This is a genomic window from Shewanella sp. c952, from assembly GCF_019654975.1.
In the GTDB taxonomy this organism is placed as follows: domain Bacteria; phylum Pseudomonadota; class Gammaproteobacteria; order Enterobacterales; family Shewanellaceae; genus Shewanella.
On record NZ_BPEW01000034.1, the window covers coordinates 1 to 17,963 of the forward strand.

Below are 17,963 nucleotides of genomic sequence, written 5' to 3' on the forward strand. Positions count from 1 at the left end.
GACACAAGGGATTTAAAATCCCTCGCTTAATAGGCGTGCCGGTTCAAGTCCGGCCTCGGGTACCAAACATTCTCGCAAGAGAATTACAATAAGCCTCAACGAAAGTTGGGGCTTTTTTGTATCTTAAATTGACACTCCTTTAGTTTTTCCTTAATTAGATCGGTGGACTAGATGTTGCGTGACATCAAGCAGTCACCTATGTATGTTACGTCCAAATCTATATCTAAAGGTCAAAACATGAAGCCTATTTAAAGGGTTTACTCTTATTGAGCTAGTTACTGTAATTACCATACTGGGGATTATCGCAATAGTCGCTATGCCGAGGTTTGTAAGCTTGGGTCAAGATGCCCATGATTCCGTTGCCCGTAATGTGTTTGCTAGCTTTAGCACATCTGTGAGCCTTTACCATAGTTGTTGGGCGGCTTTTGGCGCTAATGGCTACCAAGTTGATTTAACTTGTTACGGTGCTGGAGATGTTGACTCTACGACGACTGGTTATCCTTTAGGTAAAGACACAAGTAGCAGTGCAAATGGTACTAAACTTCAAGGTGACTACTGTAAACAAGTTTGGCAAGGACTGTTAGCTAACAACGACTACAAGCTTGCAATGCATTCAAATGCAGCCTTTGAAGGTAATAATGATATTGTTTATTGGTATTATGGCGGCGATCTGACAAACAAAGAGACCCACTGTTATTACAATTACATTGCCGATGATAGAAGTAAGGGCGCTGAAAACTGGCAACTAAAATACTTCCCAGGTACAGGTCTAACTCAGGTCTCAAGGTCAACTTTAAGTATTCAACCCGATCCATAATAAAAAGATGTCGGTTAATGTTTTATCTTTTTTACCATTAACTAGTTGATTCAGCAATATTGACCTAGTTTAAGACATTGTCTTAGTCGCTTTATGCTGTCTACTGTCATATACAAAGCACATTTATTTGCCATACTTAAAAGGTGTATTCTTTTTTGGTGTGTCAATGCGCTTTTTTAGTCTTAGCTTGTTTATCTATTTTGTATTGATGAGTGCTACTGCTCTCGCGGACGAGAGATTGAGTGCAGCAAACAACATGTTGTTAAAGCAACTCAAATTAATTGCCATTGTTGAACCTGATACTGAGTATCAACAGCACATTACGGCGTTGAATACTACAGTCGTAAGTAAAGAGCAACTACAGGTTATAGAAGCAGACATTGTTAATTTTTGGACACGTCATCACATTGAAACCCGCAAGATTGCAACCTCTCAAGTTAAGGATCCACTTGTTCGAGCAATGTCTCTAGAGCCTAGGATCAACAACTATTTACAATTACAAAATCGGATATCGCACCTGCAGTGGCTTGCTAAACAATATCAATGGAAATTAATACGTATTGAAGGATTAGTAAGGCCGGGTATGAAGAGTGCTTCTCTTTCCCTAATAGCACAACGTTTGTCTTTGCTTGGGGACGGCGCAGCTAGCTCTATTGATGCAGATATTTTCGATGATAACTTAGTTAATGCCGTTAAACGTTTTCAACGTCGTCATGGCTTAAGCGCTGATGGAATTTTAGGCCCAGAAACAATGAAATGGCTGAATATTACTCCTTCAGAGCGGGCTACTATTTTAGCGCAAAGCTTTATGCAGAAATCAGAGTTTATGTCCCAAAGAGCAGATCGCTTTTTGGTGATCAATATTCCCGCCTTTGAAATGGAACTTATTAATAAAGGTAAAGTGGAACTCGAATCTCGGGTCATTGTTGGTAAGCCATATAGGCAAACACCGTTGTTGAGCAGTGCAATCTCTAATGTTGTTATCAACCCAAGTTGGCGTGTGCCCAAAAAGATCCTATACAATGATTTATTGCCACAGGTACGCAAAGATGGTCATTATATCGAACAACGTGAATTTGATGTTTTTGATCGAGCCGGCAATCAAGTGTTCAAGTCACCACAGCAGTGGCGTGATTTAGCGGCAGGCCCATTTCCATTTAGATTTGTCCAGCGTCCTGGTGCTAATAATACCCTTGGGCGTTACAAATTTTACTTTCCCAATGACTTCAGTGTTTACCTGCACGACACGTCGGATCCTAATCTTTTTAATCAGAGTAATAGAGCACTATCTTCCGGTTGTATAAGAATTGAGAATGTAGAAGGTTTAGCCAACTGGATGGCTGCGAACCTAGTGAAGGACAAACAAACCTGGGTTGATAGGCATATCGATAGAAACAAGACACAGTGGTTTGCGCTCAATTCAACATTAAACGTTCATTTAGTTTACTGGACCGCATGGATTGATAAAAATAATTTGGCTCAATTTAGAAATGACATTTACCAAAAGCAGTCGATTAACACTGAGTCAGCGCCCTCTGTTGCACAGATCAATAGCTTATAGCTAATTTCGCGATATTTTAAACTGAGAACTTGCATTCCTAAGACTTTAAGGCTACTTTGCCAGCCAGTTGTAGGAAAAGTAGTCAGTGGTGATCGTGTGACCGTAGTATGTTCTGCTCGTAGACAGTTATTATTAGGCCTTGGTGGAGTAGCAATGTTTTCTATGCTGCCAACTAAAGCACAAGCAAGTCGTTCAACCAAAGGGGTTAGAAGTTTAGGCTTTTACAACCGTCATACAGGTGAACGCGGGCAGGGAAGCTATTGGATTGATGGTGATTACCAAAGTGATATTTTGACTGATTTTAGTCAAGTATTGCGTGATCATCGCCAAAATGAATCTGCTCCAATGGACAAGCGTTTATTTGATTTTGCTTTTTTATTAAAACAATCCTTAAATTATGACGATGAATTACACATAATATCAGGATATCGCTCTCCAAAAACAAATCAAATGCTTGCTAAGAGAAGTAATGGTGTTGCTAAGAAAAGCTACCATATGAAAGGCATGGCTCTAGATATCGCAGTGCCAGGTGTAAAGCTTGCTGAAGTCAGAAGTGCTGCTTTAGCGCTTAAACTGGGTGGAGTCGGCTATTACCCTAACTCAGGTTTCGTGCATATCGACACAGGACCAATTAGAAGTTGGTAACTAACTTTGCGTGCTGACAGATAATATTTTGTTTACGCGATAATGTATGTTAGTATCCGCCCGCTTTTAGTAAGTAATGGTTGGTCGAAAATCGTTACTGTACATTTATATTATTTTTATTAAGTGAGTTTTATTATGTCTTATACAATCGCTGCACAAATCCGCACTGAAATAGGGAAAGGTTCGAGCCGCCGCCTACGTCATGCTAACAAAGTTCCTGCTGTTATCTATGGTCCAGGTAAAGAAGCTATCTCTATTGTTTTCGATCATAAAGATATCATCAATATCCAAGCGAACGATGAATTTTACAATACTGACCTAACTATCTCTTTAGATGGTAAAGACGTATTAGTACGCGTTCAAGACATGCAACGTCATGCGTTCAAGCCTTTGATTGAACATATTGATTTCAAATTTGCTTAAATCTTAAGTAAATTTAAAAAGCGCCAAATAAGGCGCTTTTTTTGTGGGCTATTTTTAGGATCAGATGTTAGCAGCGTTATCTAACTTTTGTTCAGGGCAGGCCGCTATTACCTTAATATCACCATTTTCACCTTGCTCTATCTTTACGTCAAATCCCCAAAGCCGATGTATATGTTTGACAACCTCGTGGCGTGTATCTGCTAACGGGATCCTCGCATTGGGCACATATCTGAGGGTTAGCGATCTATCACCTGAGACTTCCACATTGTGAACTTGGATATTGGGTTCTAAGTTGGACAGGTTATATTGTTGTGACAGCTTCTCTCTGATCTCTTTATACCCCTGCTCGTCATGTATCGCTGATACAGCCAAGTAGTTTTTGTTATCGTCATCTAGAATTGAAAAAAGCTTGAATTGACGAATGATATTGGGAGAAAGGTACTGACTAATGAAACTTTCATCTTTAAAATTCTCCATGGCAAAATGCAGTGTCGTTAGCCAATCACTGCCAGCAATGTCTGGGAACCAGTGTTTATCTTCCTCTGTTGGGTTTTCGCATATACGGCGTATATCAATAAACATATTAAAACCGAGTGCGTAAGGGTTTATGCCGCTATAGTGTGGACTGTTATAACTTGGCTGAGCGACAACGCCGGTGTGGCTTTGCAAAAATTCTAACATGAAGCGGTCTGTCACTAATCCCTCATCGTAGAGATGATTTAAAATTGTATAGTGCCAAAAAGTAGCCCATCCTTCATTCATTACCTGGGTTTGCTTTTGTGGGTAAAAATACTGCCCCATCTTTCTTACAATACGAACTATTTCTCGTTGCCAAGGTTCTAGAAGGGGAGCATTTTTCTCAATAAAGTACAGAATGTTCTCTTGGGGCTCTGCCGGAAAGCGTTGCGCTTGAGCTTTCTGCTCTTCATGAGGTGCTACAGGCACGGTACGCCATAGATCATTAACCTGACTTTGAAGATATGCTTCACGGTCTTTCTGGCGCATTTTCTCCTCTTTGAAAGAGATCTCACTAGGCCGTTTGTATCTATCGACTCCAAAGCTCATTAGTGCATGGCATGAGTCAATGACACTTTCTACTCTTTCAATTCCATGTTTTTCCTCGCAATCACTAATATAGTTTCTAGCAAATACCAGATAATCAATAATAGAACTAGCGTCAGTCCAAGTCTTAAATAAATAGTTACCTTTGAAAAAACTATTATGGCCGAAACTTGCATGCGCCATTACTAGCGCTTGCATCGTTATGGTGTTTTCCTCCATTAGGTATGCAATACAAGGGTCTGAATTGATGACTATTTCATAGGCTAAGCCCATTTGTCCTCTTTTATAGCCTTGCTCAGTCTCGATAAATCTCTTGCCAAAGGACCAATGAGTGTAGCCAATAGGCATACCTATACCAGCATAGGCATCCATCATCTGTTCAGCGGTAATAACCTCAATTTGATTTGGGTAGGCATCCAATCGGTAGTGGTTTGCTACGCGTTCAATCTCTGTTAAATAGGTCTGTAGCAACTCGAAATTCCAATCGGGACCATCGTCTAATGGTGTTCTTTTTTTTGTGTTGTCCATAGCACCCCCTAAACAGCCTGTTTCTTGAACAATTCTCTAAATACAGGATAAATATCCTCTGCTTGCTTTATATGTTGCACAGCGATGTTATCGTGAGATTTCTGTAGGGTTTCGTACTCTCGCCACAGTGTTTGATGCGCTCTGTTGGTGATTTCGATATAACTGAAGTACCTGACTACTGGCAGCAATTTTTTTTCCAATATTTGATGGCAAGATGGAGAGTCGTCGGCCCAATTGTCACCATCAGAAGCCTGTGCTGCATAGATATTCCATTCATTTTCAGGGTAACGCTTCTGTTGGATCTCGTGCATTAATTTCAATGCGCTAGACACAATTGTTCCCCCCGTTTCTTGGGAATAGAAGAATTCGTGTTCGTCGACCTCTTTAGCTTGGGTGTGATGGCGGATGTAAACAACTTCTAGGTTTTTATAGGTTCTTGTTAAAAATAAATAAAGCAAAATGTAGAAACGCTTAGCCATGTCTTTTGTCGCCTGATCCATCGATCCTGAAACATCCATGAGGCAAAACATGACAGCCTGACTGGAGGGGACTTCGCGTTTAGCATAGTTGTTATAGCGTAAATCAAAGGTATCAATGAAAGGCACCTTCTTGATCCTACGTTGTAAATCATCTATTTCTGCTTTTAAAACTAAAATGCGTTCTGCGTTAGAGCCTGCTTTACTTTCAAGTTCTTCAAGTTCTTGTTGCAGTTCATTTAGGGTACGCTTCTTGGTGGATGTCATCGCCATACGACGTGCGATTGACGAGCGTAGTGAACGTACTATATTAATATTTGCGGGAACGCCGTCATTGGTAAAACCTGCCCGATAAACCTGATACTCAACAAGCTTATTAAGTCGGTTATTTTGAAGGTTAGGCAGCTCCAGATCTTCAAATAACAGTTCTAAGTATTCATCTTTAGAGATCTGAAATACGAAATCATCGTTGCCTTCTCCTGAATCAGAGGCTTCACCTTGTCCTGCTCCTTGGCCGTTACCTGAAGGCGGTCTTTCTATTTGGTCACCACGACTAAATTGGTCGTTTCCTGGGTGAACCCTGTCACGAACGCCCCCACTTCCCTGATGGAATGTCGGCTCACTAATATCCCGTGTGGGAATGCTTATCTTCTCACCTTTGTCTACGTCAGTAACACTACGATGTGTTACAGCGTCACTTACCGCTTTCTTTATCTGTTTTTTATAGCGATTAATAAATCGCTGTCTATTGACGGTACTTTTACCCTTAGCGTTAAGTCTTCTATCAATGAAATTTGCCATGCGCACCTCCTAACCAGACAAAGGGGAGTTTGTCTCCCCTTTTATTGTGGCTTTTCTAAGAAGACTTTCTAACTCTCAGATACCACTCTGATAGCAGTCTTACTTGCTTTTGGGTATAGCCTTTCTCCATCATTCTATTGACAAAATCATCATGCTTACGCTGATCATCAGTGGATGTTTTGCCATTAAAGGAGATTACTGGTAGTAGATCTTCAGTATTAGAGAACATTTTCTTCTCTATTACCGTTCTTAGTTTTTCATAACTTGTCCACAGAGGATTTGTGCCTTCATTATTAGCTCTTGCCCTAAGAACAAAGTTAACTATTTCATTTCTAAAATCTTTTGGGTTACTTATACCTGCTGGCTTTTCTATTTTTTCTAGCTCGGCATTAAGCGCTGCTCTATCAAATAATTGACCAGTTTCAGGATCTCTATATTCTTGATCCTGAATCCAAAAATCAGCATAGGTAACATATCTATCGAAAATGTTTTGTCCATATTCCGAGTAAGATTCTAGATAGGCTGTTTGAATTTCTTTGCCGATAAATTCAACATATTTAGGAATAAGATAGCCTTTTAAAAATTCTAAATAGCGCTCGGCAGTTTCAGTTGGAAACTGTTCCTGCTCGATTTGGCGTTCCAATACATAGAAAAGATGTACTGGATTTGCTGCAATTTCCGTATGGTCAAAATTGAATACTTTGGATAAGATTTTGAATGCAAAGCGGGTAGATAATCCCAGCATACCCTCATCAACGCCAGCATAGTCACGATACTCTTGGTAAGATTTTGCCTTAGGATCAGTATCCTTTAGGCTTTCACCATCATAAACACGCATTTTTGAATAGATTGAGGAGTTCTCTGGCGCGATGACTCGTGAGAGAACGCTGAATTGCGCTAAGGTTTCTAGTGTACCTGGAGCACAAGGTGTATTGGCCAGTTCTGAGTTTGTGAGGAGCTTTTCGTAAATTCGCACCTCTTCAGATAGACGTAAACAATAGGGGACTTTTACGATATAAACACGGTCTAAAAATGCTTCATTGGTTTTGTTGTTTCTAAAGGTTGTCCATTCTGACTCATTAGAGTGAGCCAAAATAATACCGCCAAAGGGAAGGGCGGAAAGCCCCTCTGTGCCGTTAAAGTTACCTTCTTGAGTCGCTGTTAACAGCGGGTGAAGGACTTTTATTGGCGCCTTAAACATCTCTACAAACTCCATAATCCCTTGGTTTGCCCGACACAGTGCGCCTGAGTAAGAGTATGCATCTGCGTCATTTTGCGCAAAATGTTCTAATTGCCTGATATCTACTTTCCCGACTAACGATGAAATGTCTTGGTTGTTTTCATCTCCGGGTTCGGTTTTAGCGATGGCAAGTTGGTCTAGAATAGAGGGGTAAACTTTAACGACTTTAAATTTAGATATGTCTCCACCAAATTCATGTAGTCGTTTTACTGCCCACGGTGACATAATACTTTTTAAGTAACGCTTCGGAATGCCATACTCTTGTTTCAAGATCTCGCCATCTTCTTCTAGATTAAATAGACAGAAAGGATGGTCGTTTACAGGGCTGCGAACACCGTCGGCAGTGAGTACATAAATAGGTACATTTTGCATCAAAGCTTTCAGCTTTTCAGCCAAAGATGATTTACCACCACCAACTGGGCCTAACAAATAGAGGATTTGCTTAGACTCTTCTAACCCTTGGGCTGAATGCTTTAAATAAGCGACAATTTGCTCAATCGCATCTTCCATACCGTAAAAGTCTTTAAAAGCTGGGTATCGCGAAATTAGTCGATTAGAAAACAGTCTACTTAAGATAGGATCTTTCGAAGTATCAACGAGTTCGGGCTCTCCTATTGCAATTAAAAGCCGCTCAGCTGCTGACGCAAAGGAGCTACGGTCCTCTTTACAAATGCTTAGAAACTCTTCTAATGAATACTCTTCATCTAGCTTTTTTTCATAGCGTTGTTGGTAATGCTCGAAAATACCCATAACCCACCCCCTAAAACAACTTAAAAAGAATTAGAGGCTAATATAAACTGCCTCCTACTATTAAGGTTAGACCCTAAATTGCTTCATTGAGATAAAAAACCAAATAAAAACAACAAGAAATAGTTGCAATTGCAATAGTTGCAAATGAGGTAATGGGCTATTCATTAATTTTTACTTCAAGAAATTGTTGAATGTGAGCATCAAAATTCATTTGAAAATAGGCGATATGTTGCTTAAAAAGCGCAATTATTGCCGTTATAGAAAGTATTGCTCTTGTGGAGCTAGGTGCTTTTAGTTTGGAAGAGATAATGATGAATGTATTTTTTGCAGGGAAGACAATCCGAGATAAATACTCGGATTGTCTATGTTAACTAGTAGCAATAACCGCTAGGCTAGCTGCATTTTTCCTATCTAAACTGGCTTTTAGTTTTTGAAAGCAATGCTGGAATAAAAAAGAGGACTAACGCTAATAGATATACTGAAAATGCCACGATCATCCATTGACCCATTGTGACGCCCATCATCTGCCATGGTATATCGGTGCACATCCCTGTCGGCATGAAAATCGATGGGATCCATTCATGCAGAGGCATCCAGCTTGGAAACTCTGGCAAAAAAGAGCAGGTTGCAAACGGAGAAGGGTTAGTTTGCATATCGACTAACTCAAGCGCTAGCTTAAGGCCATAGGCAGCACTCGTTCCCCAGAGTCCCATCGCAACAAAACGTACGATACGAGATTGGTAGCCAACAATGCCAAGCATACCAGCAAATAAAATACCAAATATTGCCAACCTCTGATAGATACACATCACACAAGGGTCAAGCTTCATTACATATTGAAAAAATAATGCGGCAAGTTCTAAAGCAAGTGCCGTAGCCGTCAGTGTTAGCCATGCTGTACGTGATTGGGCAAAATTGATTAATGCATTCAACGATTAGGTCTCCATTGCAAATAAAAAACGCCCGAAATAGGGCGTTTTATATGACTTACAAACTCTAAATTAGTTCAGTCAGCACATTATCATTAATGCGCTGATGCTGCACTATTTCCAACTTCTTGAAGAGTGTGGTGCAGCAACATATTATTATCATAGAAATACTGTGTCATCTGCTCAAGCCCTCCAAACTGAATTGCTAAGATACCTACAATTGATAAAACAATGGTATAAGGTAGTGCCATCCAAACCATACGCCCGTAAGAAAGGCGAATAAGTGGGGCAATAGCTGATGTCAGCAAGAATAGGAAAGCCGCTTGTCCGTTTGGTGTTGCCACCGACGGTAAGTTAGTACCAGTGTTAATTGCAACAGCGAGAAGATCGAACTGATCGCGAGTGATTTGTCCATCAAGTAAGGCTGCTTTAACCTCATTGATGTAAACCGTACCCACAAACACGTTATCACTAACCATTGACAGCAAACCGTTGGCGATATAGAAAATAACTAACTGAGTGTTACCTTCATAACTAAGCGCCCACTGAATGACGGGGGCAAATAGTTGTTGGTCGATAATAACGCCCACTATGGCAAAAAACACAGCAAGTAAGGCTGTGAAAGGTAGCGCTTCTTCGAAAGCTTTACCAAGTGCATGCTCGTTAGTTACGCCATTGAATGCAGTCGTTAAAATGATGACGGATAAGCCAATGAGACCTACTGATGCAAGGTGGAATGCGAGGCCAATAATAAGCCAAATACCCACAAATGCTTGCACGACTAATTTGATCTTGTCATGTTTAGTACGGTGAGCGTCTTCGTGAGCAGAGTAATCAGACAAGATCTTATGTACTGCATCGGGTAATTGTTTACCGTAATCAAAGACTTTGAACTTCTCTACCAGATAACAAGTGAGCACGCCTGCAACAAAAACGGGCACGGTTACAGGAGACATACGCAGCGCAAATTCTGCGAACTGCCAATTTGCTTGAGCAGCAATAATGAGGTTTTGTGGTTCGCCGACCATGGTGCAAACACCACCCAATGCCGTACCAACACCTGCATGCATCAATAGGTTACGTAAAAAGCCTCGAAATGCTTCAAGCTCCTCTTCACATAACTGGTTCTGTCCATCGCTAGTATGATCATGGCTATCATTAAAGTTTTTACCCGATGCCACTTTGTGGTAAATCGAATAAAAGCCAACTGCAACTGCAATAATGACTGCTATTACCGTCAGCGCATCTAGGAATGCTGACAAAAATGCTGATGCGACACAGAACATTATTGAAACTGCAATCTTGGAACGAACTTTGGTGATCATTTTCGTGAAGGCAAACAGTAATAGTTGCTTCATGAAATAGATACCAGCAACCATAAAGATCAGTAGCAATAAAACTTCTAGGTTTGCTTCAATCTCATGCAGGACTTGACTGGGTGAAGTCATGCCTATTATTACCGCTTCGATTGCAAGTAAGCCCCCTGGTTGCAATGGATAGCATTTGAGAGCCATAGCAAGGGTAAAGATAAACTCTAAAACCAACAGCCAACCCGCTACAAACGGATTAAGATAGAAAACGACAGGGTTGATCACTAGAAACGATAATATTGCGAATTTGAACCACTTTGGCGAATTGCCTAGAAAGTTATCAAGAAACGCCTGACTCATTGTCACAGGCATGGAATCCTCACTCTTGTTTTTGTAATGTTCGATTGTAACAAGAAATTAACTAGATTTGTTGTTACTAATAAAATTGCCGACGCTAAAGGTAATTCCTTTTGACTAACTTAAACAGCATTGATTACCCAAACGTGTATCTAAATCAAAAAAAATCAACTAAAACTCATTGCTAGCGTGTTTTTTGACCGTAATTTGTATTTTCTCGTAACAGTGTTTATCTAATGGAGCGGTTTAGGTTTCCATTTTAAATAGCTCTGGTATGATCAGTAGTTAGAACAACACTAATAATTGGATAGAGTAGGCTGATGATCATCAATGCCAAAGGCCCTGCAAGTTTTGCAGAGAAATATATTGTACGATCCATTTGGGAGAACAAATTTGCCCCCGGTTCTATTTTGCCAGCTGAACGAGAGTTGTCTGAATTAATAGGCGTAACACGCACAACATTACGTGAAGTGTTGCAACGTCTTGCGCGAGATGGCTGGCTAACTATTCAACATGGTAAACCCACTCGAGTGAATAACTTCTGGGAGACCTCTGGACTTAATATCCTAGAGACCATCGCTGAACTTGATCCTGATGGCTTTCCTGAACTCGTCGATCAATTGTTATCGGCCCGCAGCAGTGTGAGTGCTATCTATTTTAGAGGTGCTATTCGCAACAACCCTGACAAAGCTGTTGAAGCTTTATCAAAGTTAGGTGAGCTTGAAGATACAGCTCAGGCCTATGCTGATTTTGATTATGAGTTGCAGCACACATTAGCGTTTTCTTCTGGTAATCCTCTTTATGTTCTCATTTTGAATGGCTTTAAAGGGTTATATAGCAGAGTCGGACGTTATTATTTTTCGAGTGCCGATGCTCGAGCATTAGCGCTGGACTTTTATAAGCAACTGCAACAGCTCGCAGTTGATAAGAATTATGCAGATGTTGCTGCGTTAATGCGAACCTACGGGATTAATAGCGGCATGATGTGGCAGAGTTTACGCGACCAAATGCCAGTTGAGCTAGGTCATTCAAATACGTAGAATTTTGTCTTAGTTTGGTTCGTTTAATAAAAAAGCCATCTTTTAAGATGGCTTTTTTGATGCTTAAGATTAAAGGTCAAAGCTATAGTAGATATCTAAGGATTGTTCGATTGTACCCGATACAGTCTCCAAATAGAGTTGCGACAACAAGTAATAACGAACGGTCATTTCATAGCCTGGATTAAACACCCCAATACCGTATTTCACCATGAGATCCTCACCGATAAAGCCACTAATAGCAAATCGCCCATCATCGTTTGCATCGAGTTGGACATTTGAAAAACCAATTTTTTCAATGATACCAGTTGCTGTATTACCTATATTGCCGATGGCTCCGCCGCCAATTTGGTTACTCAATGTCAATGCCGCTCCCATCATCAAGCCGCTGTTTTGGTCAACATCGTTACTGTTTAGGCCTGTACCTCTGACAATATAATTTAAAATTTCAGCCTGTTCTTTTGCTGGGTTTGAATAAAGGTTAACGATTGGTTTCATCGGTGTTCCTGTTATGCGAACACCTGCAATCACATCTTCTTCTTTTATTTCCCGGGCAGCCTCTATATTCAAATTGGGTACATCAATAGGGCCAATAAACTGCATTTCACCGGCTTTTATTTTTAAAGTCTGCCCCATGAACTTATAAGATCCATCAATAACTTTAATTTCGCCGAAAAGTAGTGGGGGTCTAAAAGGACTTTGCTTTAATTCCAACTTGCCTAATAGTTTGCCGTCGAGTCCCATTCCATCAACTTTTAAATCGTCGCCAATATTTAAATTCACTTCTGCTGAAACGGCTAACGGCGTGGCTTTCGACGTTTGTGTTGCAAAGCTATCCTTAAACACGACGTCTTTAGACACTGCTACACCGCCTTCTGGCAACTGAACAATCGTAATCTGCCCACTAGGCACATTAATATCGCCTTTTACATCAACGGAATGGTCGGTAAAACTAATATTGAGATCTGTTCCAACACTTAGAATAGCAAGCGGCGGCTGAATAACAGCAAGGTCTTTACCTTTTATATCGAAGTTACCTTGTAACTGTTTATTTAACCAATCCAGTTGACCGTCGATATAAGCGAGTCCTTTGCCCATTTTAAGCTCACCGTCTATTTGTGCTTGTTTGCCGGCGAAGGTTAGATTCAAGTCCACATCTTCTATAAGCGTTGGGTTTGCAGTTGCTAGAATAGAACCATTTCTAAGAGTTATGTCGCCTGAGGCTTGAGGGTCTGCAAGCGTTCCGCTCAAATTAAGATTACTAGAGACTATACCTTCTAATGTTTCTAGCTCAGGTAATAGCTGGGCGAGTGCTTGTAAGTCTATTTGATGTAAGGCTAGTTTGCCGTCAATGGTTCTATCAGGGGTGACACTGACTGTGAGGTTTGCATCCAAACTGGCTATCTTATAAGACTCTAGTGCGATTGTAGTTTTAAGGAACTGTTCATTTAATAGGCTTTGTATGTTGAAGGATTTATATCCGACACTGACCTCATTACTATTGGTTGTCTTAAAGTCTATAGTGCCAGGCTTTAGATCCAGCTCTAATCGACCTGTTGGCTTACCTTGTTCAAACCACTTAAATTCTGTCGCTAATGTTGAAGGCGCTTGCCACTTTATACTTTCAGGTAGCCATGGTGAAATTAAAACCCCAAGATCACCAGCATATTCCATTGTTGCCTGACCACTGAGTCCGACTTCAATTGGCTTTACAGCACATAATTTCCCGCTTTCATGGATTAAACAAAATGGGGTTATCTGTCCCTTAGTTTTCGACATGTCGTACTGCGCATTTAATGGCTTTTCTAGGTTAACCTCACCAAGCTTTGATTGCAGACTAAGTTGATTTATTTGGGCATTAACAGTGTTTTTATTGTCATCAAACTGGCTGTTTATCGCTGTGGTTAATCCGAGTTCTCCTAGGGTTTCAATATTCAAGGATTGTTGGTTTAAGTCGCCGTTACTTTTCACATCGATACTATCTAGAAAAATAGTATCGTAGCTAAACTTGTCTGAGGTTAACTGAGCTGAGAATGCCTGATTATCAAGAGGTTTATAGTGACCTTTTAAATTTAGTTTTTCTAGAGATAGCTGACTAAACTTAAGGCCATTGGCTAAAAGAGACACTTCAATGTTTGGGTGTTCAGATTCTCCCGTGACGGTAATGTCGCTATCAATATGACCTCGTGCATCTTGGTGCCAAAGGCTTAAATCGGGTACGGTTAAGTCACCTGTTAGTGCCCAGCGCTTATCTACTTCACCTTCAATGTATAAAGAACTCTTCAACGCGTGAATATTAAGTCCAGTCGAACTTAAGTACCAATTGTGATTAAGTGTTAGATTGCCATCGACCGTTAATGGGTATGTTTCTATATCGCCATTAAGTTCTGCATCTGATATGCCTACTGACCAGTGTGTATTGGCTAATGAGAATTGTCCGTTACTGCTAAACTGGCCATTAATGCTGCTCTCAGGCAAAGACTGTTCCAAATCGAGTTGGAGTTGGCCAATATCTAGTTTTTCAGTAACGACATTAGTGTCCCATATAAACGTATCGCCGTAAGCCAGTTTTCCGTCGATAGACGCATTACCCATCTTGCTTTCAATCTTTAATACACTGAAATCAATTGTGGAATCTTGGTGTTCGAATAGAGTGTTAACTTTCATCATTGGGTGGTAGTTGGAGTTGAAATGCGTTTGTAAATCGACTTGTTGCTGCTTGAGATCACCTTGAGTCTTCAGCGTGATGTTGGTTGCAATATATTCAGGCTTTTTTATCGGCCATTGTAGTTTTTTCGATTGCAGTGCTATCGAATAGGGGAGCTTGGGATCCGCTAGCGCAATACTCGACGATAGCTCAAATTCAAACTGCCCCTGACCGGAGACCTCGCTTTTCAGTTGTTTGAATCCTTGAACGACTGTGACATTAAGTTGCTGCCCCTTTAGTCCCGGTACTTCATCAACGTGATCAAGATTAATATCTAGTTCAAAATCCATTGGGTAATCATTTGAAAGAGACATATGCCCATCTAATTCGACCGAACCGTAGCTGTGAGATACTGATAATTCATCTATATTGATCAGAAAAGTTTGATAGCTTCCACTAAGGGTAATAGTGTTAAAATGATCTTCTCTTGGCCCTAGAATTAAATCTCCGTTGTTGACCTCAAGTGATTCAACATAGACAGGTATTGGCATAAACACTTCAGGTAAATGAGCCATGGCCCACTTATTAGCATCATCAGTAATTGCATTGGCGCCACTTGCTTGATTTATGGCTTCACTTGTCGAGGTAGGCTTAGCTGGTTTTTCTTCAGTGACCATAGTAGCGTCTGCATTATTCTCATCGCTGCTACCGAGTGGAATAGATACTAATAAATCTTCAGCATAAATCGATTGAGCTCGAATTCCGGTGCTTTGCCATTCAGCTCTTAAATTAAGTTGCGCTGCATTAAAGTCCATATCATTGACGCGCACAGTCACTTGGCTCAATGCACCTATAGCAAGCTTAATACCAAACGGTAAGACAATTTCTTGATTCTCTTCAATGCCATTGACGATAGTATCGATAGGTTGACTGATATCTGTGATTAAATTGTCTTGATTGTCATTGGAGATTGCAATTGCGGCATCATTTGTAGCCACTTCAATAGTGGTTGGCTCACCAAGCAAGTCGGTATCTATTTCAACATTAACCTTAGTTGCACTTAACTCATTTACGCATAACTGCTTTTGCACTAAGCACATAGGGTTCCAATCTAAGATTAACCCTGTAGTTTCAACTTTGACTCCTGACATTTGCCAGTTACCGACGTCTAATTGAAGACGGTTGTTTATTTTCCCTGATACATAACTGACGTCGAGATCGGGCACCAAAATATCCGCTATTTTAACTGCGAAGTGAGAACCAAAGTTTGTACCGATAATAATGGCTAAGCTGATTAACAAGCCAAGAGGAATATAGAAAATAATCCGGAAAAGGCGTTTAAACCAGCGCCAGATGGCACCTTTTGTTTGATGAGTCTTGTTATTTGGTTGCGGAGCTTTGTCTGTATTCGTTGTTCTTGTTGTCATAGCTCTGCCCCCATCGTGATATGGATACGCCAAGGTCTACTAATGGTATCGGTTTCCTTTAAGCCTACACCCACATCAAATTTCACTGGGCCTATTGGAGATATCCAATGGATGCCGGCACCGACAGAGGTAATGGCTTCTATCTGATTAACATCAAAGGCGTTACCCGCATCAATAAAGGTGGCTACCCGCCAAGTGGGGGTGACGTAATACTGATACTCAATGCTACCTACCATCAAATAACGTCCACCGACAACTTCTCTCACTATTTCGCCTTCATCATTTACAGAGTCTATAGATGGACCAAGTTCGTTATAACTGTAGCCACGAATACTTTGGTCACCACCTGCAAAATAGCGTAATGAGGGCGGGATCTGCGCTAAATTGCTTTCATTGGTAATATTTGCGGCGAGATCTAGACGCGATACAATACGGTGGTTTTCGAAAAACCGCTGGATCCATTTAAACTTAGCCTGCAGGCGTGCTAAACGTACCTCTGAGCCCAAATTTGGATCTGCATACTCTACGCTGTAATACTGCAAAAAGCCTGATTTGGGATCGAGAGAGTTATCACCACGAGACGTTTTAGACACATTTGCCCCGAATAGTACAAAGAAGGGATCGTAATCGACACCAGATTGAGTGTAACTCTCACGCATTACTTCGGTAGAGTAATTGAGGATCCATTGATGACCGAGACGTTGCTGACGGATAACCGCAAAAAGTAATTTAGATGATTCTAATTGCCCAGTATTCTTAAATTTTCTATCTTCTTCATTGTAAATTTGGGTCACACCATATTTGTCTCTTAACATGCCAACCCGCAACTTAAGCTGATCATCGAGAGGGTGGGTTAAAGGAATGGTGTAAGTGGTTAAAAACTTTGGTCTATCAGGCGCCCATTCTGCTGAGGTTTCTTGAGAATGACCATAACTGTTTATTTGTGGTGTACGCCAAGTCACTCGAACCCGGGGCTCGATATTGTTATCGACGGTATTACCGACATCCACACCTAAGCCAAGCTCAATGGAGTGATCCGGTTTAGGGCTGAGATCGACCCTAACGGGAACAAGTAACCCCTCAACTTGCTCAACTAAAGGTAACACCTTAATGTTTGAAAAGTAGCCTGTATCAAGTAGTTGTCTATTTAATTGCCCCAAATTGCCAGTACTATAGGGAGCATCAAGCTCGAAAGGGATCAGCTCCTCTAAAATTTCAGGCTGTAGTGTGTGGCCAGTAAAGGTGACTTCACCAATATGGTAGCGTTTACCTGAGTCATAATGCAGCGCTATTTTTGCGCTATTGTAATCCCTATCAACTTCTATCTCAGCCTTGTCAAATTTGCCATCAAAATAGCCACGGGCTAATGATAAAGTCAGTAACTGAGCTTTCAATTCTTCATATACGCCGTGATTAAGCCTATCTCCTGGTCGAATGGCCAATTGGGAAAGCCATTGTTCGAACAGTTGATCATTGCGCATCTCACCACTAACTTGAATATCAACCCAACGGACTGTAGTTGGCTCTCCAGGAGTGATGTGATAGCTAAGTTGCCAAGGGCCTTTATCGTTACGATTAAACTCTTGCTCTATCTTGCTATTGTAATAACCCATAGAGTGCAAAGCGGCATTGATATTATCTTCAGCATTAAAAATAAAAGCACGGCGTTGTACATCTGACTTAGGTAATGTTCCCAGATGCGCTTTTACATTGCGTTCAAGACTGCCAGTTACGCCTTCTACCTTCAGCGTTAACAGGTCATTTGCGAAAACAGCAAAAGGACTCAGTAGAAAACCGAACAATAATGTCAGTATGCTGGTTGTTCGAATCAAACTTATCAAAAATATCAGACTCTTATTATTAACTTTAGTTTTATGAAGCTATTGTCACTAGAATCGCCAAATCAAGCAAGTTGCTGATTGTAATTATGGTCGAAAATAGTTACAAAGAGAG

11 protein-coding genes and 1 pseudogene are annotated in these 17,963 nt (G+C 40.8%); 5 read left to right on the forward strand and 7 right to left on the reverse strand.

Annotation, left to right across the window (positions count from 1 at the left end; genetic code table 11):
- Nucleotides 1–250: 250 nt before the first annotated feature.
- The 4 genes and pseudogenes from K5R16_RS18010 to rplY all read left to right on the forward strand — a co-directional run.
- Nucleotides 251–817 (forward strand): annotated as a pseudogene (locus K5R16_RS18010) (type II secretion system protein); the annotation flags it as partial.
- Nucleotides 818–983: 166 nt separating this feature from the next.
- Nucleotides 984–2,378, forward strand: a complete 1,395-nt coding sequence (locus K5R16_RS18015; protein WP_220739195.1) for a murein L,D-transpeptidase — start codon at nucleotides 984–986, stop codon at nucleotides 2,376–2,378.
- Between the two features lie 96 nt (nucleotides 2,379–2,474).
- Complete coding sequence (locus K5R16_RS18020) at nucleotides 2,475–3,023, forward strand: DUF882 domain-containing protein (RefSeq protein ID WP_220739197.1); 549 nt, start codon at nucleotides 2,475–2,477, stop codon at nucleotides 3,021–3,023.
- A 135-nt stretch (nucleotides 3,024–3,158) separates the two neighbouring features.
- Entirely contained in the window at nucleotides 3,159–3,446 is a 288-nt protein-coding gene (gene rplY / locus K5R16_RS18025; RefSeq protein WP_220739199.1) for a 50S ribosomal protein L25, read from the forward strand.
- Between the two features lie 60 nt (nucleotides 3,447–3,506).
- Here rplY and K5R16_RS18030 read toward each other — a convergent pair whose 3' ends face one another.
- From K5R16_RS18030 to nhaB, 5 genes are all read right to left on the reverse strand, one after another.
- Entirely contained in the window at nucleotides 3,507–5,036 is a 1,530-nt protein-coding gene (locus K5R16_RS18030; RefSeq protein WP_220739201.1) for a SpoVR family protein, read from the reverse strand.
- Nucleotides 5,037–5,044: 8 nt separating this feature from the next.
- Nucleotides 5,045–6,313 (reverse strand): YeaH/YhbH family protein, encoded by a 1,269-nt coding sequence (locus K5R16_RS18035; RefSeq protein ID WP_220739203.1) that lies wholly within the window; start codon nucleotides 6,311–6,313, stop codon nucleotides 5,045–5,047.
- Between the two features lie 55 nt (nucleotides 6,314–6,368).
- A complete protein-coding gene (locus K5R16_RS18040; protein ID WP_220739205.1) occupies nucleotides 6,369–8,303 on the reverse strand; it encodes a PrkA family serine protein kinase in 1,935 nt (644 codons plus the stop codon).
- A 407-nt stretch (nucleotides 8,304–8,710) separates the two neighbouring features.
- The gene (dsbB, locus tag K5R16_RS18045) at nucleotides 8,711–9,235 is read right to left on the reverse strand and encodes a disulfide bond formation protein DsbB (protein ID WP_220739207.1); all 525 of its coding nucleotides are present in this window, start codon (nucleotides 9,233–9,235) and stop codon (nucleotides 8,711–8,713) included.
- Between the two features lie 92 nt (nucleotides 9,236–9,327).
- On the reverse strand, nucleotides 9,328–10,914 hold the full coding sequence (gene nhaB, locus K5R16_RS18050; protein WP_220739209.1) for a sodium/proton antiporter NhaB: 1,587 nt from the start codon (nucleotides 10,912–10,914) through the stop codon (nucleotides 9,328–9,330).
- Nucleotides 10,915–11,219: 305 nt separating this feature from the next.
- Here nhaB and fadR point away from each other — a divergent pair, with 305 nt between their 5' ends.
- Complete coding sequence (fadR, locus tag K5R16_RS18055) at nucleotides 11,220–11,939, forward strand: fatty acid metabolism transcriptional regulator FadR (protein ID WP_220739210.1); 720 nt, start codon at nucleotides 11,220–11,222, stop codon at nucleotides 11,937–11,939.
- A gap of 69 nt (nucleotides 11,940–12,008) precedes the next feature.
- Here fadR and K5R16_RS18060 read toward each other — a convergent pair whose 3' ends face one another.
- Together K5R16_RS18060 and K5R16_RS18065 are read right to left on the reverse strand one after the other, a co-directional pair.
- Complete coding sequence (locus K5R16_RS18060; RefSeq protein ID WP_220739212.1) at nucleotides 12,009–16,010, reverse strand: translocation/assembly module TamB domain-containing protein; 4,002 nt, start codon at nucleotides 16,008–16,010, stop codon at nucleotides 12,009–12,011.
- Entirely contained in the window at nucleotides 16,007–17,848 is a 1,842-nt protein-coding gene (locus K5R16_RS18065; RefSeq protein ID WP_374758408.1) for an autotransporter assembly complex family protein, read from the reverse strand. Before K5R16_RS18065 ends, K5R16_RS18060 begins: the two co-directional genes overlap by 4 nt.
- Nucleotides 17,849–17,963 lie beyond the last annotated feature (115 nt).

What these genes read in the sequence shown, in the direction of transcription:
- K5R16_RS18015 (WP_220739195.1), top strand. Translation starts at nt 984, where the DNA reads ATGCGCTTTTTTAGTCTTAGCTTGTTTATCTATTTTGTATTGATGAGT.
- rplY (WP_220739199.1), top strand. Translation starts at nt 3,159, where the DNA reads ATGTCTTATACAATCGCTGCACAAATCCGCACTGAAATAGGGAAAGGT.
- K5R16_RS18030 (WP_220739201.1), bottom strand. Translation starts at nt 5,036, where the DNA reads ATGGACAACACAAAAAAAAGAACACCATTAGACGATGGTCCCGATTGG.
- K5R16_RS18035 (WP_220739203.1), bottom strand. Translation starts at nt 6,313, where the DNA reads ATGGCAAATTTCATTGATAGAAGACTTAACGCTAAGGGTAAAAGTACC.
- K5R16_RS18040 (WP_220739205.1), bottom strand. Translation starts at nt 8,303, where the DNA reads ATGGGTATTTTCGAGCATTACCAACAACGCTATGAAAAAAAGCTAGAT.
- nhaB (WP_220739209.1), bottom strand. Translation starts at nt 10,914, where the DNA reads ATGCCTGTGACAATGAGTCAGGCGTTTCTTGATAACTTTCTAGGCAAT.
- fadR (WP_220739210.1), top strand. Translation starts at nt 11,220, where the DNA reads ATGATCATCAATGCCAAAGGCCCTGCAAGTTTTGCAGAGAAATATATT.
- K5R16_RS18060 (WP_220739212.1), bottom strand. Translation starts at nt 16,010, where the DNA reads ATGACAACAAGAACAACGAATACAGACAAAGCTCCGCAACCAAATAAC.